The organism is Paraburkholderia sp. BR13439, from assembly GCF_040948805.1.
Classification (GTDB): Bacteria; Pseudomonadota; Gammaproteobacteria; order Burkholderiales; family Burkholderiaceae; genus Paraburkholderia; species Paraburkholderia youngii.
In genome coordinates this window covers 206374-231830 of record NZ_JBFPKN010000012.1, presented here as the reverse complement: position 1 = coordinate 231830, position 25457 = coordinate 206374, and the positions used below count along the sequence as shown (strand labels likewise).

Genomic DNA, 25457 nt, shown 5'->3' with positions numbered 1-25457 from the left:
AGGTTGGCTTAAACGTGAGTCGATTCAGGCGTGCTGCAAACGGTGCTCGGCCGCATGCGCGACGAGCGCGAGCGAACCGCAGATCACGAAGTAGATGAGCCCTGCCGCGACATACGCTTCGAGCGGCCGGTAAGTGCTTGCGGCGATGTTCTGCGCGGTGCGCGTCAACTCGGCGACGCCGACCACCGAGATCAGCGAAGAAGCCTTGATCAGCAGCACCATTTCGTTGACGAGCGACGGCAGCGTCAAACGGAATGCTTGCGGCACCAGAATGCGCCGCAGCGTATCGAGCGGGGAAAGCCCGAGCATGCGCGCGGCTTCGAGATGTCCGGGCGGGATGCTTAGAAACCCGCCGCGCAGAATCTCGGCTATATACGAGGCCGAGCACAACGACACCGCGCTGATCGCGGCGACGATCGGCGACACGTTGATACCGGCGAACGGCAACAGGTAGTAGACGAGCAGCAGCTGCACGAGCATCGGCACGCCACGAAAGAAGAACACGTAGGCGCCGCCCGCGAGCCGCGCGGCGCGATGCTGCGACAGCCGCGCGGTGCATACGCCGATGCCGACGAAGAAGCCGATCACGAGCCCCGTCAGCGAAATGCCGACGGTGGCGAGCGCCGCATGCAGCAGCAGCGGCAGGCCCTGAACGAAGACGGTCGTGATGAACATGGGTCGCGGCCGGTGGAACGGGAAGGACGACGCGTGCCGCCCACGGACGCTCAATAGTTCGGCGTGGGCATCGTGGAAGGCATCTCCATCGCGACACCGAACCACTTCTTCTGCAACGCGGCGAGCCGGCCATCCTTCTGCATCTTCACGAGCGCGGCGTTGAACGCGTCGGCGAGCGGCTTGCTGTCGGCGTCTTTACGCAATGCATATGCGAAATAGACCTTCGCGCCGAACGGCGGCTGCACGACCGCGAACATCTCGGGGCGCTGCTTGGCGACATACGCGATGTTGGTCATCGAGTTCGCCACCGCGGCGATGCGGCCTGCCGCGAGGTCCGCGTAAGCCTGATTGTTGTCGACGTACTCGCGGATTTCCGGCGGCTTCGGCAGCGTGGCCGCGTAGCTCTTCAGCTGATCGAGCTGCGCGGAGCCCTTGCCCGCGCCGATCGTTTTGCCCGCGCTATCCGCCGATTGCTTGATCGACGCATCGTTCGCGCGCTTGAGCAGCGCGTCGGTCGCATCGGCGACGGGCAGCGTGTACGTGTAGCGTTCCATGCGCGCCTTCGTGACCGTCAACGGGCCGCCGACCATATCGAACTTGCCCGCTTCGAGACCGGGCAGCACGCTCGGCCACGGCAGATCGATGAAGCGCACCTTGACACCGATTTCCTTGCCGATCTCCGCGAACAGGTCTTTGTTGAAGCCGGCCTGCTGGCCGTTCTCGAGGAAGTCGAACGGTGCGAACTGCATTTCGGTGCCGACCACCAGTTCGCCGGCTTTCTTCACTTTGGCGAGCTGGTCTTCGGCGTGCGCTGCGACGCTCGCCGCGCACAGCGCCAGCACGACCAGACCACATTTCCAGCCTGCAAGGATACGCATGGGGTTCTCCGGGGGCGAATTGGTGTTGGGTGGCCGGCGTGTCGAAGTCTTGGTTGTGGACCCGCCGCGCCGACGCAGATTGCGGGCCCTGCAGGGCAGTATATACTGCGTTTCCTGCGAAAAATAAATGCTCGCGCGAGTAGAGAAAAGCCCTGATATGGAGGTACGCGAAGCAACTTGCAGCCGTGCTTTTGGCGGTATATACCACTGCAATACCGATCCTCGAAGGAGCAGTGCGATGCCCGCGACTCGCATTCCGATCATCGATGTCGCCGGCGTGCGCGCGGGTGATCAGCAGGCGCTCCGACGCGTCGCGAAAGAAATTCATGAAGCGTGTACGACGATCGGTTTTTTCTACATCGTCAATCACGGCGTACCGCAAGCGACGATCGATGCCGCCGCGCAAGCCGCGCGCACCTTCTTCGCGTTTCCGGTCGACACCAAACGACGCGCGGCCGTCAATCATCGGCATCGCGGTTTCAATGCGCTGGGCGACGCGACGATGTACCAGGCCAAGCGTCCCGACTACAAGGAGTTCTTCAGCATCGGCCTCGAACTGCCGGAAGACGATCCCGACGTGCTGGCAGGGCAAGCACTGCGCGGGCCGAACAACTGGCCGGACTTCATGCCCGGGTTGCGGCCGGTGCTGTATGAGTATTACGAGGCGGTCGGCGCGTGCGGCGCCGATTTGCTGCGCGCGGTCGCGGTGAGCCTCGGCGTCGAAGAAAATTTCTTCGTGCCGCGCTACACGAAGCGCATGCAGCGCACGCAAATGGTCTACTACCCGCCGCAGCCGCCGCAATCGGATGAAGATCAGTTCGGCGTCGCGCCGCATACCGACTACGGCTGCATCACCTTGCTGTGGCAGGATCAGGTCGGCGGCCTGCAGGTGCGCGAAATCGCCAACGATACTTGGGTCGAGGCGCCGCCCGTCGAAGGCAGCTTCGTCGTGAACGTCGGCGATCTGCTCGCACGCTGGACCAACGACCGCTTTCGCTCGACGCTGCATCGTGTGATCAATGCATCGGGGCGCGAGCGCTATTCGATCGCGACATTCTACGATCCGACCTATGGCGCGCTCGTCGATCCCCGTGAGCTGGGCGCGAGCGACGCGCAAAGCAAATATCAGCCGGTCGCCGCGGGTGACTATATCCTCGGCCGCATCAACGATTCGATGGGCTATCGCAAGAAACTCGCTGCTACGGCACGGTAAGGAACTCCTGCATGACAGAGCAGAGCATCACTGACGACAAGAGGACCCAGATCGCAAGCGCGACCGCGCCGCTCGCGACGACACTCGAGGCGTTGCGCGCCGCGCTCGGCGCCGACGCGGTGCGCGTCGGCGAACAGATCGGCGAACACGCGATGACCGACTGGACGCGCCACGAGCCGACACGTCCGGCGGCGCTGCTGCTGCCGCGCACGACCGACGAGGTATCGCGCGCGCTCGCGATCTGCCACGCCGCGCATCAGCCAGTGGTGCCACAAGGCGGCATGACCGGACTCGCGGGCGGCGCGATCGCGCGCGCCAACGATATCGCGTTGTCGCTGGAACGCTTGAGCGGTGTCGAAGAACTCGACGCGGCGTCGGCCACACTGACCGTGCGTGCCGGCACCACGTTGCAGGCCGCGCAGGAAGCCGCCGAGCAAGCAGGCTTCGAACTCGCGCTCGACCTCGGCGCGCGCGGCTCATGCCAGATCGGCGGCAATCTGGCGACCAACGCGGGCGGCAATCGCGTGATCCAGTCCGGCACCGCGCGCGATCAGGTGCTCGGTCTCGAAGTGGTGCTCGCGAATGGCGACGTGCTCAGTTCGCTCGGCAAGATGGTCAAGAACAACACCGGCTATGACCTGAAGCACTGGTTCATCGGTTCGGAGGGCACGCTCGGCGTGATCACGCGCGCGGTGCTGCGGCTGCATCCGCGACGCGCGGCGCGTCATACGGCGCTCGTCGCGCTGAACGATTACGATGCCGCGGTGAGCCTGCTGCGCCGTCTCGCGACGCGCTTCGGCAACGACATCGGCGCGTTCGAGGTCATGTGGCCGGACTTCTACGATTTCGGCGTGAAGCTGACCGGCGCGCGCTCGCCGTTCGGCGCCGCGTATCCGCTCTATGCGTTGATCGAGCACGCGGGCTTCGATGCCGACGACGCTGGCGAACGCTTCGCGCAAGCGCTGAGCGATGCGCTACAGGCGGGCGCGCTGCGCGACGCGGTGATCGCCCAGTCGGTCGCCGATGCGCGCGCGCTATGGGCGATCCGCGAGTGCACGGCGGAGTTTCCGCTCAAGCTCGATCCGATCAACTTCGACGTGAGTCTGCCGATCGGCGAGATCGGCGGGTTCGTCGACCGTTGCCGCGCGGCGCTCGATCAGCGCTGGCCCGGCAACGAAGCGTATTTCTTCGGGCATATCGGTGATTCGAATCTGCATCTGACCGTTGATGGCCATTCGATTCCGGGCGTCGATCATCACTCGGTCTATGCGTTTGTCTACGAGATGCTGGGGCCGTTGCGCGGGTCGGTGTCGGCGGAGCATGGCATCGGAACGCTCAAGCGCGAGTTCCTGCCGATTTCACGCTCGCCAGCCGAGCTTGCCGCGATGGTCGCGATCAAGCATGCGCTCGATCCGCACGGCATTCTGAATCCGGGCAAGCTCTTCTGATGCTGATGGAGGCGGCGCGTGTGCCGCCTGATCGGTCAATGCGCGGCGACCGGATCGAGCCCGGTTGCACGAACCGTTTCCTGCGCGGCCGGCGACGCCAGATAGTCGAGCAGAGCCTGCGCTTCCCGCGGATGCGGAGCGTTGACCGGAATCCCCGCGGCGAAGCGGGTGACCGATTGCACCGACTCCGGAATCCTGCCGACAAAGGTTGCGCCCTTCACCGGCAGCAATTCGCTGACCTGCTGGAAGCCGATTTCATACTCGCCGCTCGCGACGACCGAGGCGACCGGAATCTTCGGCACCATCTTCGCTTTCGGGCCGACCTGAGCTTCGATGCCGAGCCGCTTGAACATCTCGCGCTGAATATAGACGCCGCTCGCGCTGTCCGAGTAGGCAATCGACTTCGCATGCAACAGCGCATCCTTCAGGCCTTCGACGGTGCTGATATGCGGCTTCGGCGCGCCGTCGCGCACGACCATGCCGATGCGCGAATCCGCGAGTTCCACGCGCGAACCGGGAATGACTTTGCCCTGCTTGATCAGATCGTCGAGCGCATAGCCGACCATGATCACGACGTCAGCGCTCTCGCCGCGCGCGAGCCGGTTCGGAATCCCCTCGGGCGATTGGCCCATCGACGGACCGAGGATCGTGTCGAGCGTGTTGCCGCTCGATGCCGCGAACTGCGGCCCAAGCTGTTGATACGCGGCGGTGAAGCCGCCCGAGGTCATCACGTGAAGTTCGGCTGCCTGTACTTGCGTGGCCGCGACGCCGTTGCCGAGCAGCCCGGCAGTGAACAAGGCCAGAAGGAATCTTTTCATCGGTATGGTTACAGAGGGCGAAGGAGATCGATGCGCAATCGCAACCATACCGGAATGACGGCGCGACGAGAACCCGCCACGCGCGGACAACGCGTGGCGCATCGGCGATGGCCGCGCCGTCAATGCGCGTTCAGATAGCTGACGATCAGCGGATAAACATCGACCGCCGCGTTCTTGCCGAAGATGCAGTCGATATGCCCATAGCCGGGAACCAGATGCCGCTCGTACGGCTGCTCGGGGAAGCGCTCGCGCAGCAGGTCGTAAGTGCGTTCGGTGCTGACCGGCAGATAGGTTTCGTTCTTCTCGCCGTGGATGAAGCCGATCGGCAAACGCATGCCCTCCAGTCCTTTCATGCCGTTCGCACCGCTCAGATACACGTCGTCGCCGCGCGCATCGACGACATGGCCCGCGCGGACCATCGTGGCCAGATGCTGGAACACGGCCATGTCGTGAATGCCGAACAGTTCCTGCAGGTTCGCATGCAGCGTCTCGTTCAGCTTGTCGTGCTCATAGAGCAGGCCATACAGGAACGTCGCGCGATGACAGATCGCATTGCCGCAGCCCTCGTCGTGATCGACCGGATAGAGACGCAGCGCTTCGTCGAACAGGTTCGCGGGCCAAGAGTCTTCCTGCGTATAGGCAGTGAGGTCGCGGATGCGCAGATGCTGCATCAGGTCGGGAATATGCAAGCCGGCCTTGATCCGTTGCAGCGTGCCCGGCACCGGATGTGCGGACACCTGCGAAATCACCGCCGAGCGCACGCCCTCGAGTCCGTATAGCAGCGACATGCTGAGCGCGAGGCCGCCCAGGCAGTGGCCGAGTACCTGGATGTTCGGCGCGCCGGTCACCTCGCGAATCTTCGCGACGGCGGCGGGAATATCTTCGCGCGCGACCATGTCGACGTTGGCCGGCACGAGCACGCTCGGCAGTTCGATGCTGACGCGCAGATCGACGAGCCATACGTCGTAGCCCGACGCGTACAGATATTCGACGAGGTTGGTCGATATCAGATCGGTCGAGAAAATGCGGCTCGAGACGCCGGAGCCGTGGATCAGCAGAATCGGCTTCGACTCTTTGTCCGCGGCGGGATCGAAGTAGCGCGTGAGCTTGAGCCGCGTGCGGTCCGGTGTATCGAAGTAGGTGATCTGCGGCGCCGGCGCGCGCAGCGTGCGCTTGGCGCGCGGCGGCGTGTAGGGATCGTAGAACTGCAGCGGCGCGGCGACGCCGCCGTATTCGGTGAACAGCACGCCCGCGAAGAATTTGCCGAACTTCAGCGTCCATTCGAGGCGCGTCTTCAGGTCGGGCGCGTGCGTGACTTCGAGTGTGCGCTGCTGCTTGAGGAAGTTCTCGGGTGTGATGATCAGCGTCGCGGTGCCGACGATGGGCGCATCGTCGTGCGCCGACGCGCGTATCTCCGCATACAGCGTGTTGGTCTGCTCCCACAGGTTGATCGGCGACGTGCGCGTGATGATCTTCCTGCCGGTCAGATACCAGGTGTTGCCTTCGGCCGCGTCGAGCGTCATCCGGTAGTTCATGTTGCGCTCGTCGACGTCGGACTCATCGACGACGAACAGGTTGAACGTGCCGTCGCTGATCGTCAGCGGTTGTGCGGAGAGAGCGCCGCAGGTCAGCGTGCCGGCGGTGCGCGCGAGGTGATTCGGGTTGCTCAGCATGTCGGCGAGATCGTCGGACTCGACCGTCAGCGTGAATTCGATCGGGCTCTTTGCGGCTTCGCCCGCCACCTCGGGCGTGTAGGTGCCGACCATCGTCTCGGTGAAGCGCAGGCCGATCTTCTGCGCGGGCGGCGTGGCGGCGGTGCCCTTCGACGCGTAATCGATCGACCAGTCGTGCGCCTTGGCGAGCAGCGCGCAGTTGCGTTCGGCGAGCGCGGAGATGGTCAGGAGCGGATTGACGCCGAGCGACATCGGCATCACCGCGCCATCCATCACGTACAGACCGTCGTGCACCGCGGCGCCGTCCGTGGCGCTGAACACGCGGCCCAGATGATCGACCACGCCATGCGCGGCGTCCTCCGCCATGCCGCAACCGCCGAGCGGATGCACGGTCACGGTGCGCCGGCCGGCGATCTTCGTCGAAATCGGGTTGCGCAGATATTTGCCGCCGAGCGGCTTGCTGGCCTCGATCAGCACGTCCTCGACGGTCTGCAAGATCGGCTGGCGTCCGGCGTTTTTCCATTCGATGCGAGCACGGCCTTTGTCACCGATCTTGATGCGGCCGCTTTCGTCATCGTGCGCCATCACGAGGTAGCTTTGCGTGTGATTGAGCGCACCGTGGTACGGGCCGCGGATCAGGCTCTCGATCGCGCGCGCGTCGTAGGCCATGCGCTCGAGCAGCGACGGGGCGCCGGCCGCATCCACGCCTTCGAGCGGCGCGACCGCGCCGAGCATGCCGACGAGCGCTTCGCCGACCGGCCCGGCCAGCGAGCCTTCCTCGATCACATAGCCATCCCTGACGTTTTTCTCGGCGGCGCGATTGTCGATCAGACCGGTGATGGTCGGCCCGACCGGAGGAATCTGCCCTGGCTTGTGCTCGCCCCAGCCGACGCCGTTGATCGGATCCTTCGTGTTGTACGCGAAGGCGAGCACGTCGCCGTTGCCGGTGAAGTGCTGGCCGAGCATCTCCGACGTGCTCAAGCCGGCGGCGCGCGAGCGCAGCAGCAGCGCGGTCGAGCCGATCGTGCCCGCCGCGACGATGACGATATCGGCCAGCACGAACAGATCGGGCGCGTCGTAGCTTTCGCGGCCGAGCTTCACGAGCTGGAAGTTGACCTTCCATTGCTGGGTGTCGGGATCGCGCAGCACCGAATGCACGGCCGTGCCGGTGAAAATCTGCGCGCCGTGGGCGACCGCGTCGGGCAGATAGTTCATGTGGGTCGAGTTCTTCGCGTCGTAGTTGCAACCGGAGTTGCAATCGCCGCAACCGACGCAGCGCTGCTGCTCGACGCCCGCCGCGTTCGGGCCGTTCTCGAACGTGACCGTGATCGGCGGACGGCTGAAGCGGTCCGCCATGCCGAGCGCCTGCGCCGATTTTTCGAGCGCCTGCAGCTTCGGCAGCGGCGGGAAGTCGTCGGGGACCGGCGACGGCGACAGCATTGTCCGGGCGAGCGCATAGCCGTCGTCGCGTCCGGCTTTGTCGGCGCGCAGCGCGGCCGGCCAGCGCGGGTCGTCCCACAGGCGCGAATCGGCCTCGAGCGCGACGTTCGCATTGATCAGCGACGTGCCGCCGAGCCCGCAGCCCACCACCGCGTTGACGTCCTCGTTCACGTGCACTTCGAGCAACGCGAGCGGCGAACCGATCTGCGCCTCGGCCGTGTTGTACTGGATATTCTCGGCGCCCTGTACGGGCGTGCGCGGATACTCGCCGGCCATGAATTCGCGGCCGCGCTCGAGCACGCATACGCGACGTCCCGCGCGCGCCATGCGGCTCGCGGCGATCGCGCCGCCGTAGCCCGAGCCAATCACCACCACGTCGTAATGCCGTTGCAGCGCCGTCGGCGCGCTCGATAAGCGGTTCATCAGGACCACCTCGTCTGGAATCGGATGCGGGGAAAGGAAGCGCGGCTTCGGAACAAAGACGGCGTGCTGCGGCAGCTTTTTTATCGTAGGCGGAATATCGCTGCAAAAAAAGCGAATGCAAAAAATGCGCGCCATGAAGGGGCGCGCGGAAGTCGTAGCGTGCGACGTTCAGGGCGGCATGACCGGCCGGCCATTGCCGGGTGTGCCCGGCCGTACGGGCATGCGCTCTTACTCCGCTTCTTATATGGCCTGTTGGTTCTCCGAACTATTACGCGGCCACTTCATTGAATTCGCTATCGCTCGATTCCGCCGCGAGCAGATTCAGCGCAACCAGAATCGCCGCGCGATTGTCGACGTCGATCTCGATGCCGAGCGCGTCGGTGAGCCAGCGGCCGATCTTGGTGTTGGAAAATTCCGCGGCGCCGGCCGTCTTTTTCATCGTGACGCCGAGTTTGACGGCGCGATAGTGATAAGAGGGCACTCGATGCTGCGCCGCCACCGCCGAAAGCCCGCCTTTGCCTTCCGAGCACCAGCCGAGGCTGCCGGCCAGCACGATCCGCTCGGGTTCGTCGAGCCCTTCGATGAACTCGCGCGCCGCGCGCCGCACCTGCTGTTCGTCGAGGCCGTATTGCAGCAGCACGCTTTCCACCGGGTCTTCGAGCGCGTGCGCGTGCAGATCGATTTCCTGCGCGACGCCCTCGGTCTCCATCGACACGTTGCGCTGATGGCACGCGCTGCGCAGGCAGTCGATCAGATAGCGGCGGAAATACGCGCACACTGCGTAGCTGTTGGAGGGCGCGCTGTCGGCGCAGGCGTTCGTTTCGGTGTGGCCGGGCGCGAGGCGCAACACCTTCGCGTAGATGAACTGCGCGACCAATTCTTCCTTGTCCTCGCCGAGCGCCTGCAATTCGAGCGGGTGATAGGTCCGCAACGCGCGCTTGACCAGTTCGACCATCGACACCATCTCGTCCGCGGAGAGCCGCGTGCGTCTGCGCCACAGGTCGGGCAGGATCGCGTCGTCGAGTTGGCGGGCGAACTCGTAGCTCGGGACTGCGCCCATGGAAACCTCCGTCACGGTTGGCAGGGAGCGCGGTGAGCCGCGGCGCGTGGGCCGCGAAGCGGGGGGAAGTTGCCTGTGATGCCGCGCTGAAACGTGAATGCAGTATGGTTCGCGGCAAGGCCTTCGCCTATATGGAAGAAGTGTTAGCTGATGGGTAAACTCCCGGGTAAACCTTCTGACGGATTGCTGACGATTCGTCTGAAGCGTGCGCATTCGCCGTAGAATGAACCGCGCGGGCGGCGCGTTTGGTCGCCCGGTTCGACCCGCGGCTTTCCCGGAGCACCGCCGCCTGGTCAGTGCTTCGTCTCAACGCAGTTGCCATGCCCCCGCGATCAAACTGCGTGGGATCGGAGCAGGCGCTATAGCGCTAACGCCGATCGACAGAGGAGACCGCCCGATGCGGGCCGACCCTATCCAGCGTGCCATCGACGAAGACCTTGTGCGCGTGCTCTACGCGCAGGACCCGATCGCGTTCTTTTCGCACTGGTTTTCGATCGCGGTGCTGGTGGCGATCTACTGGCCGCATGTGCCGGCGCCGCCGTTGTTTATCGCGTGCTTCGTTTTTTATGCGCTCGCCAATTGCGCGGGCCTCGCGCTGTGGATTTGCAATCGCCGCTACCCGCAGCTGGCGTCGCCGCGCGACTGGATCTATCTGCACGCGCTGCGCGGCGTGCTTCTTTACAGCGGACCGGGCTTCGCTGTGTGGTTCGCGTTCCAGAGTCCGCAAACCGATCTGCCGCTATTGCATACCGTGCTGCTGGTGACGCTCGCGGCCGGCGTGTTCATGTCGAATGGGTTCGATCTCCTCAATTTTTCGACGTCGATTCCGTTTCTGCTGCTGCCGTCGATCGTGCTGCATTTCGGTTCGCATACGTTCGATCGCACGATTCTCGCGATCGTGCTCGCGTTCTTCTTCTGCGCGATCAACGTCTATGCGATGAGCTATCGCAAGCTGTTTCGCCAGGTCGTGCAGGCGCGTGTCGATCAGCAGTACCTCGCGGAATCGCTGGCCGCGCAAAAGCGCGTCGCCGAGCAAGCGAGTCTCGCGAAGACGCGCTTTTTCGCGGCGGCGAGCCACGATCTGCGCCAGCCGCTGCATGCGATCGGCCTTCTTGCGGCGTCGCTGAACGACCCGGCGGCGACGCCCGCGCAGCACGCGAAGACGGCCGGGCACATCGTCTATAACGTCGAGGCGCTCAATCAGCTGTTCAACCAGGTACTCGATCTCGCGCGGCTAGAAAGCGGGGTGACCCAGGTGATCCGGTTGCACTTCCGGCTCGCCGAGCTGTTCGAGCGGGTCGGCAGCCAGTATCGTCCGCAGGCCGCGGCGAAGGGGCTCGCGCTGCGCATCGCGCCGACTTCGATGGTCGTCTACGACGATCCCGTGCTGCTCGAGCGCGTGCTCAGCAATCTGCTGTCGAACGCGGTGCGTTATACCGAGCAAGGCGCGATCTGGCTCGGCTTCCGGCGCGCGGGGCGACAAAAGGGCGGCTATATCGAGGTGCGCGATTCGGGCGTCGGCATTGCGCCGGAGGAGCATCAGCGCATTTTTGAGGAGTTTTACCAGGTCGAGAATCCGCAGCGCGACGCGCGTCAGGGGCATGGGCTCGGATTGCCGACCGTCAAGCGGCTGGTCGGCCTGCTCGGCGGCGAGTTGCAGCTGCGCTCGGCGCCGGGGCGCGGTTCGGTGTTTCGCTTTGCGGTGCAGGCGGGCGACGCGAGCGGCATCGTCGCGAGTCTGAACGATTCGGTCGCGGGCGGCCCGGCTTCGCTGGGGCGGCGCGTGCTGTGCATCGACGACGAGCCGTCGATACTCGAAGGCCTCGCGAGCCTGCTCGAGCGCTGGGGCTGCGAGGTGCGCGGCGTGCGCGACGAGGCCGGTGCGCTCGCCGCGCTGGCGGACGGCTTCGTGCCCGACGCGGTGCTGTGCGACTACCAGCTCGCCAATCGTCGCACCGGCGCGCAGGCGCTGAGCGCGATGCGCGGCGCGCTCGCGCGCGAGGGGCACGGCAATGTGGTCACGCTGCTGATCACCGGCGATATGGCGTCGGCGGAGCTGGCAGCGCTCGCGTTGCAGGGAATTCCAGTGCTGCACAAGCCGGTGACGCCGGCGCGGTTGCGGCGCACGCTGGAAATGCTGTGGCAGCAGACGGAACTCGACAAGGGGCGGCTGGCGGGCCCAGTAGTGTTGGGAGATGGGGCGGCACAGGTCGGTTCGGCGCAGTCGCGCGCGGGGAGCGGCTCGCCGCAAACGGAAGCGGGCTCCGGGGCGCAAAGCGAAACGCAGCCTTAGCAACGGGAATCAGCGACGGTTGGCGCTGCGGCGCAGCGCTACAGCGTTTTCCCCGCCTCCAGCCATCCATTGATTACCGCGATCGCCGTCGAGCGGTTATGCACGCCGAGCGCGCGGAAGATCACCGACAGATGCACCTTCACGGTACCCTCGGCGACGCCGAGATCGCGCGCGATCATCTTGTTGGTCCAGCCGCGATGCACGAGCCGCATGATGTCCTGCTGACGCGGTGACAGATTCTCCAGCAAATGCTGCTGGTGCGGCTGCAGCGACGGCACCGGCCTGAGAGGTTCGGTCTGCGCGGCGGCGCTCGGGGGCGGCGCTGCTGCCGATGCATCCGCTTCTGCGCCCGCGCAGCCGGCCGCCTGCGTCTCGCGCGTGCCGAGCAGACTCAGCGCTTCCATCGGCACATAAGCGCCGCCGGACAGCACCAGTTCGATTGCCTTCAGCATCACGCTGGCGGGCTGGCGCTTCGGCACGAAACCGAGCGCGCCGGCCGCGAGCACCGCGCGCATCTCGTCGGGCGATTCCTCCGCGGACAGCACCACGACCGGCAGCGCCGGATTCGCCTTCAGCAGCGATTCGAGCGACGTCGCGCCGCTCATCCCCGGCATATGCAGATCGACGATCGCCAGATCGTGATTGGCGTCGGGGCGCGCGGCGGTCGCAAGGGTTTCCCAGCTGTCGGCTTCGTCGAACTGGGCGTCGGGATCGAAGCCGCGCAGCATGCCTTTGACGCCTTGCCGGATCAGTTCATGGTCATCGGCTACAAGAAACTTCATGATGTCTCCGCGAGTCGAGCCAGTCCGTTGAGGGCTGCCGCCGATGCACATTCCGCCGTTGCGGGCTGCGCACTTGCAGCGTAAATAACTGCGGTACTCATGACATACATCATGGCCGGTCTTCCGCGCTTCTTGGTCGATCCCAGGGACCCCGGACGAGCCGATCCGATTGCCGTTCTCTCGTTCTGCGATTCGCATCCGGCATCGTTCCAGCTCACCAGGGTCCCGCTCCCTTGCCGTGCCGCGCGTCGCTCAGCAGGGCTGGGACGCGCGTGGCCGGCTGCCGGCATCGTTCGATGCGCTTCGTGATGTTAAGGCAGGTCTCCCGCGCATAGGTTCCGGCTTGCTACGTAGACGAGCCGTGCGCAGCCTTTTTGAAGCGCTGGCGCGCGATCCGGGAGATTATGCCCACCGGATCGACACGGGTTCGCGCGCCGCTATCTGACCGCAAACAGCGTCGCTTTCATCAGAAGCTTGAAGGCGAAACCGAGCGACATCGCCGCGGCCACGCCGAAGCACCAGAGCGCGATGAACCAGAGCCAGCCCGGCAGCTTGCGGCCGGGCGCTGCCGCATTGGCAGTGGGAGCCGAAGCGCGGACACTCAGCTTTTCAGTGATAGTGATGTTGGTCGCCATGACGCACCTTACCTCGAAAGACCCAGTAACCCATCGTCGTATAAGCGACGATGATCGGCAGGATCACCGCCGCGCCGGCCAGCGTGAACGTCTGGCTCGTGCGTGGCGCGGCGGCTTCCCATAGCGTTAGACTCGACGGAATCGCGTACGGCCACAGGCTCACCAGCAGCCCGAGATAGCCGAGTAGCACGAGCGCCAGCGCGAGCACGAACGGCGTGCTGTGGTGGCGCGCGCGCACCGCGCGATGCATGAAGAACGCGCAGATCGCGACGAGGAACGGCACCGGCAGCAGACGATAGAAGATCCCGTCATGGAACCAGCGTTGCGCGATGCCCGCATCCATCAGCGGCGTCCACAGGCTCACGAGCGCGATGAAGCCGAGCAGCACCAGCGTCAGCGGCCAGACCACGCGATGCAGCCGGCGCTGCAGGTCGCCTTCGGTCTTCGCGACGAGCCAGCAGCAGCCGAGCAGCGCGTAGGTCGCGACGAGCCCGAGGCCCGTCAGCAGGCTGAACGGCGTGAGCCAGCCGAACGCGTCGCCGGCATACGCGCCATCGACGACCGGAATACCTTGCAGGAAAGCGCCGAGCACGATGCCCTGGAAAAACGTCGCACCCGCCGAGCCGCCGATGAACGCGAGGTCCCACAGGTGCCTCGTGCGACGCGACTTCGCACGAATCTCGAACGACACGCCGCGAAAGATCAGGCACACGAGCATGAACACGAGCGGCAGATAGAGCGCTGACAGCACGGTCGAGTAGACGACCGGAAACACCGCGAACAGCGCGGCGCCGCCGAGCACGAGCCAGGTTTCGTTGCCATCCCATACTGGCGCGACCGTGTTCATCATCAGATCGCGTTCTTTCTCGTCGGGGAAGAACGGAAAGACGATGCCGATGCCGAGGTCGAAGCCGTCCAGCACGACGTACATGAAAAGGCCCAACGCGATGATCGCGGCCCAAACGACGGTTACGTCCATATTCTTTCTCTCGTAGCGTGGGTTAGACGACGTCGATCATCTGATCGGCGGCGGACAGCGGGCGGCGTGCGGTCTGCGCGGGCATCGGCTGCGGCTTGTCGTGCGGCGTGTCGTGCGGCTTGCCGCGAGGCAGTGCGGGACCCGAGCGCATCAGCTTCAGCATGTAGTAGATGCCGGTGCCGAACACGAGGAAGTAGACGGCCACGAACGTCATCAGCGACAGACCGACCTGCTGCGTGGTCAGCGGCGACACCGCCTGCGACGTGCGCATCACGCCGTAGACGACCCACGGCTGACGGCCCGCTTCGGTGGTGACCCAGCCGGCCAGCAGCGTGAGGAAGCCGCTCGGCCCCATCGCGACGCACAGCCGCTGGAACCACTTCGCTTCGAACAGACGTCCACGGCGATGCAGCACCCAGGCCGCGATCGACATCGCGATCATCAGTACGCCGAGTCCGGCCATGATGCGGAAGCTCCAGAACACTACGGCCGAATCCGGCCGGTCCTGCGGCGGGAATTCCTTCAGCCCGCGGATTTCGCCGTCCCAGCTATGCGTGAGGATCAGGCTGCCGAGGTGCGGGATCGACACCGCGTAGTGCGTGGTTTCGGCCGTCATGTCGGGGATGCCGAACAGGTTCAGCGCGGTGCCGCCTTTTTCGGTGTCCCAGATGCCTTCGATCGCCGCGATCTTCGCCGGCTGATATTCGCGCGTGTTCAGGCCATGCTGATCGCCGACGAATGCCTGGATCGGCGTCAGAATCAGCAGCAGCCACAGCGCCATCGAGAACATCTTCTTGACGGCGGGATCGCGTCGGCCGCGCAGCAGATGCCACGCGCCGACCGCCGCGACCACCAGCCCCGCGACGATGAACGCCGCCAGCGCCATATGCGCGAGCCGGTACGGGAACGACGGATTGAAGATGATCTTGAACCAGTCGAGCGGCACGACATGGCCGTCGACGACCTCGAAGCCCTGCGGGGTCTGCATCCAGCTATTGGACGCGAGAATCCAGAAGGTCGAGATCAGCGTGCCGATCGCGACCATCAGCGTCGCGCCGAAGTGCGCGCGCGGACTCACGCGCTGCCAGCCGAACAGCATGATGCCGAGGAAGCCCGCTTCGAGAAAGAATGCGGTCATCACCTCGTACATCAGCAGCGGACCGGTGATGGGCCCGGCGAAACTCGAGAAGCCGGACCAGTTGGTGCCGAACTGATAGGCCATCACGACACCGGAGACGACGCCCATGCCGAAGGCCACTGCGAAGATCTTCGACCAGAACAGACAAAGATCTTTGTAGTAGGCCTTGCCGGTTTTCAGCCAACGCCATTCGAGAACCGCAATGAAGCTGGCGAGACCGATGCTGAGCGCGGGGAAAACGATGTGAAAAGAAACCGTGAACGCGAATTGAATGCGCGCGAGATCGAATGCCGATAGTGCCGAGTTCATGATCCTGTTGTGCGTGATGGCCGCGTGAGCGGAATTACGCGCATCGACCGATATCGGTGCGCACTGCGCGGGGCAGATGGCGCAAGAGTAGGGGATCGAAACAAAATGTGTTGCAATGCGCTGTGCGTCAAAAAACCGCCTTGTTTTATGCGAAATACGCTAATCGATGAGGCAAGCCGTTGATGAGTCTCGAGTTTCTTTTAGCGGCCGATGCATGGCCGCATGTGGGTCGTTGCAGGTGCTGCGTCAATCGACCGCGCTGCAGCAATGCTTGTTGCGCGGCCTTGCGCGACAAGGTCGAGAGCGGTGCCCGTCGTCAGCCGACAATCGATCCATCCAAACCGACTTCGTCGGCTCGCGCGCTAGTCAGGCGATTTTTTTATCCCTACGATTCGGCCTTTTCCGTAGTTCGGTTATTCATTGCCGTATTCGCACGGCGTTCCGTCATGCGTCGCGCGCATGCTTCGTGAGCAGCTTCCGCTTCATCCACCTGCCGGCGACGGCAGACTTCATCGAAAAGGAGTCAGCAGATGAGCACGATCAGGACGAAAGACGGTACTTCGATTTTCTACAAGGACTGGGGCAAGGGTCGCCCGGTCGTGTTTTCGCACGGCTGGCCGCTGACCGCCGATGCGTGGGATGCGCAGATGCTGTTTCTCGGCAGCAAGGGCTTTCGCGTGATCGCGCATGACCGGCGCGGCCACGGCCGCTCGGAGCAGCCGTGGGACGGCAACGAGATGGACACCTACGCCGATGACCTTGCCGCACTGATCGAACATCTCGACTTGCAGGACGCGACGCTGGTCGGCCATTCGACGGGAGGCGGCGAAGTCGCGCATTACATCGGCCGGCACGGCACGGGGCGTGTCGCGAAGGCCGTGCTGATCGGTGCGGTGCCGCCGCTGATGCTGAAGACCGCCGATAATCCGCTCGGCCTGCCGATCGATGTGTTCGACGGCATCCGCAAGGGCGTCCTCGACGATCGCTCGCAGTTCTTCAAGGATCTGGCCGTGCCGTTCTATGGCTACAACCGTGAAGGCGCGAAGGTGTCGCAGGGCGTGATCGATTCGTTCTGGCGCCAAGGCATGGCCGGCTCGATCAAGGGGCTGTACGACTGCATCAAGCAGTTCTCCGAAGTCGACTACACCGAGGATCTGAAGAAGATCGACGTGCCGACCCTGGTGCTGCACGGCGACGACGACCAGATCGTGCCGATCGACGCAGCCGGCCGACGCACCGCGGAGATCGTCAAGAACGCGACGCTGAAGGTCTATGCGGGCGGCCAGCACGGCATGTGCACCGTGGAGGCCGACAAGGTCAATGCCGACCTGCTCGAATTCATCGGCGCTTGAGCGGTCAGAAACGCGCAATGAGGTGATTTTTTGACCGCGCGGGCGGCGCATGGACGCCGCCCGCGCCGGATGCCAGGCGACCGCGGGCGTCAGGCGAATCCACTTCTCGAACAAACAAAGCAGCTCGGGTTATACGATGTCACATGAACACGACATTTCGTATGTCTTTGTTTTTTAAGAGGCTACGAAACTGGCCCTATGCAATTTAAGGGTAAATGCGGAGTTGAAATCCGCTGGTTCATCGTCGATAGTACGTTATCGTACAACTCGGGTGTGTTATGCGACGCGCACAGCGCGATCCGCCGGCCGCTCAAACCTCTGTCTGTTCTCTGTAGACCTCGCGCGCGGCGCAGTTAAAGGAACCCCTATGAAGAAGATTGCCCTGAGTGGCGCCGGCGGCCAGCTCGGCTCCGTGGTACGTGCTGAATTCGTCGCGCGCGGCGTGCCGTTGCGCTCGGCCGCTGGCTCGAAAGTGCTGACGCCGCTCGTCGAAGGCGAAGACGTGATGAACGGCGACCTGCGCGATCCGGCGGTCGTCGACCGTCTGCTGAACGGCGTGGACGTGCTGATCCATTTTGCCGGCACGAGCGTCGAGCGTCCGCTGCCCGAGATCATCGAGAACAACCTGCGCGGCCTCGTCGAAGTCTACGAAGGTGCGCGCCGCAACGGCGTGAAGCGCATCGTATTCGCGAGCTCGAACCATGCGATCGGCATGTATCCGGTCACCGAGCATCTGAGCCTCGACTGCGAACTGCGCCCGGACGGCTTCTATGGTCTGTCGAAGGTGTGGGGCGAAGCGCTCGCGCGCATGTACTGGGATAAGCACGGCATCGAAAGCGTGTGCGTGCGCATCGGCAGCTGCCTCGAGCGTCCGACCGAGCAGCGTCACCTGAGCACCTGGTTCGGCCACAAGGACCTGATGCATTTTCTCGATCGCTGCATCGAAGCGGAAGAGGTCGGCTTCATGACCATCTGGGGTGTGTCGGCCAACACGCGCAGCTGGTGGGACAACAGCGTCGGCGCCGCGCGTCTCGGCTACGAGCCGAAGCAGAACGCCGAAGACTACGCCGAAGACATCCTGTCGCGCCCGAATCCGCTCGATGAACTGGGCCAGCGCTTCCAGGGCGGCGGCTTCGTCGGCATCGACTATTCGCGCAAGGACTAAGTCCCGGGCAGTTCGACGGGCAATGCATCACGAGGAGATGGAGTAGTGAAGATCCAGGGTATTCGCTGGTGGATGGTCGCGCTGGTCGCGGCCGGCCTGATCATCAATTACCTGGCGCGCAACACGTTGTCGGTCGCGGCACCGACGATGATGAAGGAGCTCGACATCACCACCGAGCAGTACGCGCACGTGGTCGTGGCGTGGCAGCTCTGCTATGCGTTCATGCAGCCGGTCGCCGGGTTCGTGCTCGACACGATCGGCACCAAGATCGGCTTCGCGGTGTTCGCGCTGGCGTGGTCGGTGGCTTGCGCGGCGGCGGCATGGGCGACGGGCTGGCGCAGCCTCGCGGTGTTCCGCGGTCTCCTCGGACTCGCCGAATCGGCGGGTATTCCGGCTGGCGTGAAGGCGACGAGCGAGTGGTTCCCGGCGAAGGAGCGTTCGGTTGCGATCGGCTGGTTCAATATCGGCTCATCGATCGGCGCGCTGCTCGCGCCGCCGCTCGTCGTGTGGGCGCTGTTTCACGGCCGCTGGGAACTCGCGTTCGTGATCGTCGGCGTCGCGGGCATCGTGTGGAGCTTGCTGTGGATCATCGTCTACAAGCATCCGCGCAACCAGAAGCTGCTGGGCAACGCCGAGCGCGACTACATTCTGAGCGGCCAGGAAGCGAAGCATCACGATGACATCAACACGCCGAAGCGCAACTGGCGCGCGATGCTGGTGAGCCGCGATTTCTGGGCGATCGGTATTCCTCGGATTCTGTCCGAGCCGGCCTGGCAAACGTTCAACGCGTGGATTGCGCTGTACATGATGACCGAGCGTCACATGAACCTGAAGGAAGTCGCGATGTTCGCGTGGATGCCGTTCCTCGCCGCCGATATCGGCTGCGTGCTCGGCGGTTATTTGAGCCCGCTGTTTCACAAGTACGCAAAAGTGTGGCTGTTCACGTCGCGCAAGATGGTGTTCGTGGTCGGTGCGCTGTTGATGATCGGGCCGGCGTGCGTCGGTCTCGTCGAGAGCCCGTACATGGCGGTGGCGCTGCTGTGCGTCGGTGGCTTCGCGCACCAGACGCTGTCGGGCGCCCTGTACGCGATCACCTCGGATATGTTCGGCAAGCACGAAGTCGCGACCGCGACGGGCATGGGCGGCATGGCGGGGTATCTGGGCGCTGCCGCGTTCACCGCGTTGTTTGGTGTGCTCGTCACGCAGATCGGCTATAGCCCGCTGTTCGTCGTGCTGGCGGTGTTCGATCTGATTGCCGCGGTCGTGGTGTGTCTGATGGCCAGGAGTTCGGAGAAGATGCCGGAGCCACAGTGGGTATCGTCCGATGCGGTGGCGGCGAAGTAAGGCGAAGGGGGGTCGGCTCTAGTGGGTCGATCCGGCGAAACAAGCGGCGGCCACGAGTGGGTGCCGTTTTTTGTGTGCGGATTTTGATGCGGTTGACCGGATGCGGGTATTGCAGCGCGAGCATCGCGACAAACTACTCGCTGAGAAGCCTCTTTAGTTCCTCAAGAATGAGGCGGACGTGTGGTTTTAACTCGCGACGCTCGAGATCAGCATTGCTTTGACCTTTTCCCAATCCCTGGCGACGGGCTCCATCGTCCGTTGTCGCCACTTGCGCCGCACGATGACCGGCAGGCGCGCGCCGTTGGATTGCTTCTCAAGGTGACCTAGGACGATGTCCCGCACCGCCTCAGGACTCCACCCGCTCCATTCGCCAGCCACGACGAGATTTGGCCAAAACGCCGGCGCCACCTCGTCGCGCAGGATGTCTTCCAACTCCTGCAGCTCAAACCCTGAACATCGCAGTCTTTCTGCGACGTACCGGCAGGCAATCTCGTCGAATTCCGTGTCAAGGAAGAGTTCAGAGAGCGCCACCCACACCGGAAGGCGGCGTTCGATTTCATCAGGCTTCAACATGGGCGTCTGCAGCGTACGTTGTTGAGCATCGCATTGTGATTGGGCTTGAGTGACTGCCACCTTATCGGCGCACCGTCGTCTGATAGACGGTACCGAATACGATGTCACTGCCGAAGGCGAAAAGTATGCCCCCGATGAGCGCCACCGCGCCCACGCAGACAGGTGCCGTTGCTGTACACACGCCGGTGGCAACCGCACCGGTACCGACGGCCCATCGACCCCATGCACCGGCTGCTGCTATGGTGCCTTGGCGGGCGATCTCCTGCGGCTTATTCTCCGCTTTGTAGACTTCATAGACGCCGACGGCGATCGAGCCGCTAGGGCTTCGTCAAGGGGCTCTGGTTGTGTTGAAGTCATCCGTTGTCTCCGCACAAGAACCCCGCCAAGATAGCAGTCGACCAAAGGGACAGGAAATGGGCGATGGATGATTCTTGTGTCCCATTAATCCGATGAGCTGCGAGTCATTGACTGCATATCGCTCGTGGTCATGCACTAGCCACGCGGCTTAACGCACCGGAGCAGACGGCAATCCGAGGAGACACGGGACGGGGAGTCGCCATCGCCAAACACGATACGAACGTGTCGCGTCACGCGGCGAAAGAGCCCTACGGCCCCGAAGAGGGAAAGGGCATCACGTGCGAACTTCGCACGACCCCCAGAAATGCAAAATGCAATCGAGCCGTCCATCGGTCACATGAACACCGACGGACAACCCGATTGCAACGAGTTCGAACCTACATCAAATCAAGCAGCCTTCTGCCCAATCTCGTGATTCGCGAGCACTTCGAGCGCGCGCACCATCGCCGAGTGGTCCCACGCCTTGCCGCCGTGCGCGACGCACGCGTTGAACAGCGCCTGGCAGGTGGCGGTGTTCGGCAGCGACACGCCGAGCGCCTGCGCGGTCGACAGCGCGAGGTTCAGATCCTTCTGGTGCAGCTCGATGCGGAAGCCCGGATCGAACGTGCGCCTGGTCATGCGCTCGCCGTGCACTTCGAGAATGCGCGACGACGCAAAGCCGCCCATCAGCGCCTCACGCACGCGCGCCGGATCGACACCCGCCTTCGACGCGAGCAGCAGCGCTTCGCCGACCGCTTCGATGGTCGCCGCGACGATCACCTGGTTGGCCACCTTGCACACCTGGCCCGCGCCGACCGCGCCGATCAGCGTGACGTTCTTGCCCATCATGTCGAACATGGGCTTCACGCTGTCGAACGTGGCCTGTTCGCCGCCGACCATGATGGTCAGCGAGCCGGCCTTCGCGCCGACTTCACCGCCCGAGACCGGCGCGTCAAGATAGTCGGCGCCGGTTTCGCGCACGCGCGCCGCGAACTCGCGGGTCGCCATCGGCGAGATCGAGCTCATGTCGACGACGGTCTGGCCGGCGCGTAGCGCGCTCGCGAGGCCGTTCTCGCCGAACAGCACGCGCTCGACGTCCGGCGTGTCCGGCACCATGACGAAGATCACGTCCGCGTTGGCTGCGACCGCGGCGGGGTTCTCGCATGCGACGGCGCCGGCCTGCGTCAGTTCCGCGGGCACGCCGCTACGCGTGAACGCCGCCAGCGACACGCCGTTTTTCAGAAGGTTGGCGGCCATGGGCTTGCCCATGATGCCGAGTCCGATAAAGCCTGCTTTTTTCATGGAATGCTCCGAAGATTTCGTGGCGGCCGCGTTCAAGCTTCGCCCGCCGGTTTCTGCATGAAGTGTTTCTGCGCCGCTTGAGCGGCGCCCTTGAGCAGCCCGAGATCCGCGCAGACGGCGACGACGCGCGCGCCCAACGACAGATAACGTTCCGCGTCGGCCTGCACCGGCGCGAGAATGCCGCTCGACTTGCCTGCCGCCCGCGCGCGCTCGAACACATGCGCGATCGCCTGCTGCACGTCCGGATGGCTCGCGTTGCCGAGGTGGCCATACGATGCCGCGAGGTCGGACGGACCGATGAAGACCGCGTCGATGCCGTCCACCGCGAGAATGCTGTCGATCGCCTCGACTGCCTTGCGGCTTTCGATCTGCGGGATCACGCAGATATTGTCGTTGGCGAGCGCAAAGTAGTCGGGCACGGTGCCATAGCGGTTGCCGCGATGGCCGACCGACACGCCGCGGATGCCCTGCGGCGGATAGCGCGTTGCCGCGACCGCGCGGGCCGCGTCGTCAGCACTGTCGACGAACGGCACGAGAAAGTTCGAGAAGCCGCTGTCGAGGAATCGTTTGATCACGACGCTGTCGTTAGCCGGTGGTCGGACGACCGGCGCGCTGCCGCTGTCCTTGAGCGCCATCAACTGGGGGATCAGCGTGAGCACGTCGTTGGGCGCGTGTTCGGCGTCCAGCAGCATCCAGTCGAAGCCGACCGTGCCCAGCAGTTCAGTGGCGATCGGGCTGGCAAGCGATGCCCAACAGCCGATCTGGGTTTTTCCCTCGCGCACCGCGCGCCGGAAGCGGTTGGGCAAGGATTCGTAAGGCGTGACGGCGGGCATGCGGTGTCTCCTCGAACTACGATGGATCGGGAACAAAGCTTCGACGACGGCAATAAACCACGCAGAATGCGAGGTTATAAGTCGTCGTATGACTATGGCAGATTAGCACTGAGCCCCTTGGTTGTAACGGTCGTGTAAACCCGAATGAGCCTGTCCGACAAGCGTTTCGGGTTGCATCGAGCCCCCGCAATGTTGTAGGATGACCTATATCTGAAGCCTTCATTCAAGGAAAGCCAAAATGCCCATTACCGGTGAAATGCTGATCGGTCGCAAAACAGTGCGCGGCGAAGAAAAACCGCTGCGCGCGTTCAATCCTGCCACGGGTTCCGAGATTGCCGAGCCGGTGTTCGGCAGCGGCACCGTCGAGAACGTCGAGCAGGCCTGCGCGCTCGCGCAACAGGCGTTCGACGCCTACCGTCAACTGCCGCTCGCAGTGCGCGCCGAGTTTCTGGATCGTATCGCGGACGGCATCACCGCGCTCGGCGACGAGCTGATCGAACGCGCGATGGCTGAATCGGGCCTGCCGAAGGCGCGTCTGGAAGGCGAACGCGGCCGCACCACCGGCCAGTTGAAGCTGTTCGCGCAAACCGTGCGTGCGGGCCAGTGGCTCAACGCCACGCTCGATTCGCCGCTGCCGGAACGCAAGCCGTTGCCGCGCTCGGATCTGCGCATGCAGAAGATCGCGCTCGGCCCGGTCGCCGTGTTCGGCGCGAGCAACTTCCCGCTCGCGTTCTCGGTGGCGGGTGGCGACACCGCCGCGGCGCTCGCTGCCGGCTGCCCGGTCGTCGTGAAGGCGCACCGCGCGCACCTCGGCACCTCGGAGCTGGTCGGTCGTGTGATCCAGCGCGTCGCGCAGGAAATGGATCTGCCCGAAGGCGTGTTCTCGATGATCGTCGGTGCGGGTAACTCGGTCGGCGAGGCGCTGGTTGCGCACCCGGCCATCAAGGCGGTCGGCTTCACCGGTTCGCGCGCGGGCGGCACGTCGCTGATGCGCGTCGCGGCGGCACGTCCGGAGCCGATCCCCGTCTACGCCGAAATGAGCAGCATCAACCCGGTGTTTTTGCTGCCGAACGCTCTGACTGCACGCGGCGACAGCATCGCGCGCGGTTTCGTCGACTCGCTCGTGCTCGGCGCGGGCCAGTTCTGCACGAACCCGGGTCTCGCGATCGCGATCGACAGCGACGCGCTGAAGGGCTTCGTCGCGACAGCATCGGAAGCGCTCGCCGCCAAGCCGGCGCAGACCATGCTGACTTCGGGCATCCACGCCGCGTATGAAGACGGCGAAGGCAAGCTGGCTGCAACCAGGGGTGTCGAAGTCGTGGCACGCGGCGTCGCCGCTACCGGCCCGACCCAGGCTTGCGCGGCGCTGTTCGTGACCGACGCGCAGACGTTCCTCGCGAACCCGGCGCTCGAAGACGAAGTGTTCGGCCCGGTGTCGACGATCATCCGCTGCAAGGACGAGCAGGAAATGCTGAAGGTCGCCGAGCACTTCACCGGCCAACTAACCGCGACGCTGCAGATGGACAGCGCCGACGTGGCGGCTGCGAAGAAGCTGGTGCCGATTCTCGAGCGCAAGGCCGGCCGCATTCTGGTCAACGGTTTCCCGACTGGCGTCGAAGTGTGTCACGCGATGGTCCACGGCGGCCCGTTCCCGGCAACGTCGGACAGCCGCGCGACCTCGGTTGGCACCACCTCGATCGACCGCTTCCTGCGCCCCGTCTGCTACCAGGACTTCCCGGCCGAGCTGCTGCCGCAAACGCTGGCCGACGGCAACCCGCTGGAACTGTGGCGTCGTCGCGATGGCGAACTCACGCGCGGTTAATCGTGTGACGCCGTCCTGAACGGATGCGCGCCTGGCGCCAATATGGGCATGGGCGCGCATCGAAGGGAAGGGCGGTTGCAATCACAAAAAAAAAATGGCCGGGAGTTTCCCGGCCATTTTTTTCGCCCGCGTGCTTCGTGAAAATCAGTTGTTCGCGTCGTTCGCTTCATTCGCGCGACGCAGCCGCTCGCGGCTATTCGACAGATGCATGCGCATCGCCGCCCGTGCGCCTTCGGCGTCGTGCCGGCTGATCGCCTCGAGGATGCTTTCATGCTCGAGATTCACGAGCGACAGATATGCATCAGGATCGGCGCGCGCGATGCCGGCCGAGTCGAGCCGGTTGCGCGGAATCAGTGCGCTGCCCATCTGCGACAGGATGTCGACGAAATAGCGGTTGCCGGTTGCGCGCGCGACCGAGATGTGGAACTGCAGGTCGGCCTCCACGCTGTCGAGTCCGTTGTGACGCGTGGCCTCGATCGCGTCGAGTGCGGTACGCATGTGCGCGAGGTCGTCCGGTTTCGCGCGTTGCGCGGCAAGACCGGCGCATTCGGTTTCGAGGCTGATGCGCAGTTCCAGAATGGACAGCACGTCGCGCAGCGTGGTGGCGGGCACCATGTCGATGCCGAGTTTTTCGCGCTGCGGCTCGAGCACGAAGCTGCCGATACCGTGCCGCGTCTCGATGATTTTGCCTGCCTGCAGGCGGGAGATTGCCTCGCGGATCACCGTGCGGCTCACGCTGAGCGTGTTCATCAGCTGCGATTCGGTCGGGAGTTTGTCGCCCGGCTTCAGCACGTTGGCCGCGATCTGCTCGGTGACGTAATTGACGACGAACTCGGCAAGATTGCGAGCGCGTCGTGGCGGTGCCGCGGATGCTAGTGGTGTAGCCATCGAAAACGCTCCTTGTTTGAAAAATCGCGGGGAATCCTGCATTTTTATTATATCGTCGTCTGACGACTGATTATATAA

At 64.3% G+C, this 25457-nt stretch carries 20 protein-coding genes; 7 read left to right on the top strand and 13 right to left on the bottom strand.

Annotated features, from left to right (window positions below; genetic code table 11):
* Positions 1-24 precede the first annotated feature (24 nt).
* Together AB3X96_RS23925 and AB3X96_RS23920 are read right to left on the bottom strand one after the other, a co-directional pair.
* Positions 25-675: an amino acid ABC transporter permease gene (locus AB3X96_RS23925; protein WP_368591677.1), complete on the bottom strand. Its 651-nt coding sequence runs from the start codon at positions 673-675 to the stop codon at positions 25-27.
* Positions 676-725: 50 nt separating this feature from the next.
* Positions 726-1553 carry a transporter substrate-binding domain-containing protein gene (locus tag AB3X96_RS23920; RefSeq protein ID WP_176105688.1) on the bottom strand — a complete coding sequence of 276 codons (828 nt, stop codon included), beginning with the start codon at positions 1551-1553 and terminating at the stop codon, positions 726-728.
* A gap of 238 nt (positions 1554-1791) precedes the next feature.
* Here AB3X96_RS23920 and AB3X96_RS23915 point away from each other — a divergent pair, with 238 nt between their 5' ends.
* Complete coding sequence (locus AB3X96_RS23915; protein WP_368591676.1) at positions 1792-2766, top strand: isopenicillin N synthase family dioxygenase; 975 nt, start codon at positions 1792-1794, stop codon at positions 2764-2766.
* A gap of 11 nt (positions 2767-2777) precedes the next feature.
* Positions 2778-4214: an FAD-binding oxidoreductase gene (locus AB3X96_RS23910; RefSeq protein ID WP_368591675.1), complete on the top strand. Its 1437-nt coding sequence runs from the start codon at positions 2778-2780 to the stop codon at positions 4212-4214.
* A 35-nt stretch (positions 4215-4249) separates the two neighbouring features.
* Here the strand turns inward: AB3X96_RS23910 and AB3X96_RS23905 are convergent, their stop codons facing one another.
* From AB3X96_RS23905 to AB3X96_RS23895, 3 genes are all read right to left on the bottom strand, one after another.
* Positions 4250-5032: a substrate-binding domain-containing protein gene (locus AB3X96_RS23905; protein WP_368591674.1), complete on the bottom strand. Its 783-nt coding sequence runs from the start codon at positions 5030-5032 to the stop codon at positions 4250-4252.
* A gap of 119 nt (positions 5033-5151) precedes the next feature.
* Positions 5152-8568, bottom strand: a complete 3417-nt coding sequence (locus tag AB3X96_RS23900; protein WP_368591673.1) for an alpha/beta fold hydrolase — start codon at positions 8566-8568, stop codon at positions 5152-5154.
* Positions 8569-8836: 268 nt separating this feature from the next.
* Positions 8837-9628: a hypothetical protein gene (locus AB3X96_RS23895; protein ID WP_368591672.1), complete on the bottom strand. Its 792-nt coding sequence runs from the start codon at positions 9626-9628 to the stop codon at positions 8837-8839.
* Positions 9629-10025: 397 nt separating this feature from the next.
* Here AB3X96_RS23895 and AB3X96_RS23890 point away from each other — a divergent pair, with 397 nt between their 5' ends.
* Complete coding sequence (locus AB3X96_RS23890; protein WP_368591671.1) at positions 10026-11921, top strand: ATP-binding protein; 1896 nt, start codon at positions 10026-10028, stop codon at positions 11919-11921.
* Positions 11922-11959: 38 nt separating this feature from the next.
* On the opposite strand, the gene AB3X96_RS23885 is transcribed toward AB3X96_RS23890, so the two are convergent.
* From AB3X96_RS23885 to AB3X96_RS23870, 4 genes are all read right to left on the bottom strand, one after another.
* Entirely contained in the window at positions 11960-12703 is a 744-nt protein-coding gene (locus AB3X96_RS23885) for a response regulator (protein WP_368591670.1), read from the bottom strand.
* 437 nt (positions 12704-13140) lie between these two features.
* Positions 13141-13338 (bottom strand): hypothetical protein, encoded by a 198-nt coding sequence (locus tag AB3X96_RS23880; protein ID WP_176104961.1) that lies wholly within the window; start codon positions 13336-13338, stop codon positions 13141-13143.
* The gene (gene cydB / locus AB3X96_RS23875; RefSeq protein ID WP_368591669.1) at positions 13313-14317 is read right to left on the bottom strand and encodes a cytochrome d ubiquinol oxidase subunit II; all 1005 of its coding nucleotides are present in this window, start codon (positions 14315-14317) and stop codon (positions 13313-13315) included. The genes AB3X96_RS23880 and cydB overlap by 26 nt, the downstream gene beginning before the upstream one ends.
* Positions 14318-14339: 22 nt before the next feature.
* Complete coding sequence (locus AB3X96_RS23870; RefSeq protein WP_368591668.1) at positions 14340-15764, bottom strand: cytochrome ubiquinol oxidase subunit I; 1425 nt, start codon at positions 15762-15764, stop codon at positions 14340-14342.
* Positions 15765-16294: 530 nt separating this feature from the next.
* On the opposite strand from AB3X96_RS23870, the gene AB3X96_RS23865 reads away from it, so the two are divergent.
* The 3 genes from AB3X96_RS23865 (at position 16295) to AB3X96_RS23855 (ending at position 19625) form a co-directional block, all read left to right on the top strand.
* Entirely contained in the window at positions 16295-17116 is an 822-nt protein-coding gene (locus tag AB3X96_RS23865; RefSeq protein ID WP_176105698.1) for an alpha/beta fold hydrolase, read from the top strand.
* A 367-nt stretch (positions 17117-17483) separates the two neighbouring features.
* Positions 17484-18281, top strand: coding sequence for an NAD(P)-dependent oxidoreductase (locus AB3X96_RS23860; protein ID WP_176105699.1), 798 nt, complete (start codon positions 17484-17486; stop codon positions 18279-18281).
* Positions 18282-18326: 45 nt separating this feature from the next.
* Complete coding sequence (locus tag AB3X96_RS23855; RefSeq protein ID WP_368591667.1) at positions 18327-19625, top strand: MFS transporter; 1299 nt, start codon at positions 18327-18329, stop codon at positions 19623-19625.
* 186 nt (positions 19626-19811) lie between these two features.
* Here the strand turns inward: AB3X96_RS23855 and AB3X96_RS23850 are convergent, their stop codons facing one another.
* The 3 genes from AB3X96_RS23850 to garL form a co-directional block, all read right to left on the bottom strand.
* Positions 19812-20198: a hypothetical protein gene (locus AB3X96_RS23850; RefSeq protein ID WP_368591666.1), complete on the bottom strand. Its 387-nt coding sequence runs from the start codon at positions 20196-20198 to the stop codon at positions 19812-19814.
* A gap of 744 nt (positions 20199-20942) precedes the next feature.
* The gene (locus AB3X96_RS23845; RefSeq protein ID WP_368591665.1) at positions 20943-21872 is read right to left on the bottom strand and encodes a 2-hydroxy-3-oxopropionate reductase; all 930 of its coding nucleotides are present in this window, start codon (positions 21870-21872) and stop codon (positions 20943-20945) included.
* Positions 21869-22669: a 2-dehydro-3-deoxyglucarate aldolase gene (gene garL / locus AB3X96_RS23840; protein ID WP_368591664.1), complete on the bottom strand. Its 801-nt coding sequence runs from the start codon at positions 22667-22669 to the stop codon at positions 21869-21871. The genes AB3X96_RS23845 and garL overlap by 4 nt, the downstream gene beginning before the upstream one ends.
* Positions 22670-22907: 238 nt before the next feature.
* On the opposite strand from garL, the gene AB3X96_RS23835 reads away from it, so the two are divergent.
* Positions 22908-24491: an aldehyde dehydrogenase (NADP(+)) gene (locus AB3X96_RS23835; RefSeq protein WP_368591663.1), complete on the top strand. Its 1584-nt coding sequence runs from the start codon at positions 22908-22910 to the stop codon at positions 24489-24491.
* A gap of 144 nt (positions 24492-24635) precedes the next feature.
* On the opposite strand, the gene AB3X96_RS23830 is transcribed toward AB3X96_RS23835, so the two are convergent.
* A complete protein-coding gene (locus tag AB3X96_RS23830; protein WP_368591662.1) occupies positions 24636-25379 on the bottom strand; it encodes a FadR/GntR family transcriptional regulator in 744 nt (247 codons plus the stop codon).
* Positions 25380-25457: the final 78 nt, after the last annotated feature.

Excerpts from the sequence above, each read along its gene's own strand:
- AB3X96_RS23925 (WP_368591677.1), bottom strand. The coding sequence starts at position 675 with ATGTTCATCACGACCGTCTTCGTTCAGGGCCTGCCGCTGCTGCTGCAT.
- AB3X96_RS23920 (WP_176105688.1), bottom strand. The coding sequence starts at position 1,553 with ATGCGTATCCTTGCAGGCTGGAAATGTGGTCTGGTCGTGCTGGCGCTG.
- AB3X96_RS23915 (WP_368591676.1), top strand. The coding sequence starts at position 1,792 with ATGCCCGCGACTCGCATTCCGATCATCGATGTCGCCGGCGTGCGCGCG.
- AB3X96_RS23910 (WP_368591675.1), top strand. The coding sequence starts at position 2,778 with ATGACAGAGCAGAGCATCACTGACGACAAGAGGACCCAGATCGCAAGC.
- AB3X96_RS23905 (WP_368591674.1), bottom strand. The coding sequence starts at position 5,032 with ATGAAAAGATTCCTTCTGGCCTTGTTCACTGCCGGGCTGCTCGGCAAC.
- AB3X96_RS23900 (WP_368591673.1), bottom strand. The coding sequence starts at position 8,568 with ATGAACCGCTTATCGAGCGCGCCGACGGCGCTGCAACGGCATTACGAC.
- AB3X96_RS23895 (WP_368591672.1), bottom strand. The coding sequence starts at position 9,628 with ATGGGCGCAGTCCCGAGCTACGAGTTCGCCCGCCAACTCGACGACGCG.
- AB3X96_RS23890 (WP_368591671.1), top strand. The coding sequence starts at position 10,026 with ATGCGGGCCGACCCTATCCAGCGTGCCATCGACGAAGACCTTGTGCGC.
- AB3X96_RS23885 (WP_368591670.1), bottom strand. The coding sequence starts at position 12,703 with ATGAAGTTTCTTGTAGCCGATGACCATGAACTGATCCGGCAAGGCGTC.
- AB3X96_RS23880 (WP_176104961.1), bottom strand. The coding sequence starts at position 13,338 with ATGGCGACCAACATCACTATCACTGAAAAGCTGAGTGTCCGCGCTTCG.
- cydB (WP_368591669.1), bottom strand. The coding sequence starts at position 14,317 with ATGGACGTAACCGTCGTTTGGGCCGCGATCATCGCGTTGGGCCTTTTC.
- AB3X96_RS23870 (WP_368591668.1), bottom strand. The coding sequence starts at position 15,764 with ATGAACTCGGCACTATCGGCATTCGATCTCGCGCGCATTCAATTCGCG.
- AB3X96_RS23865 (WP_176105698.1), top strand. The coding sequence starts at position 16,295 with ATGAGCACGATCAGGACGAAAGACGGTACTTCGATTTTCTACAAGGAC.
- AB3X96_RS23860 (WP_176105699.1), top strand. The coding sequence starts at position 17,484 with ATGAAGAAGATTGCCCTGAGTGGCGCCGGCGGCCAGCTCGGCTCCGTG.
- AB3X96_RS23850 (WP_368591666.1), bottom strand. The coding sequence starts at position 20,198 with ATGTTGAAGCCTGATGAAATCGAACGCCGCCTTCCGGTGTGGGTGGCG.
- garL (WP_368591664.1), bottom strand. The coding sequence starts at position 22,669 with ATGCCCGCCGTCACGCCTTACGAATCCTTGCCCAACCGCTTCCGGCGC.
- AB3X96_RS23835 (WP_368591663.1), top strand. The coding sequence starts at position 22,908 with ATGCCCATTACCGGTGAAATGCTGATCGGTCGCAAAACAGTGCGCGGC.
- AB3X96_RS23830 (WP_368591662.1), bottom strand. The coding sequence starts at position 25,379 with ATGGCTACACCACTAGCATCCGCGGCACCGCCACGACGCGCTCGCAAT.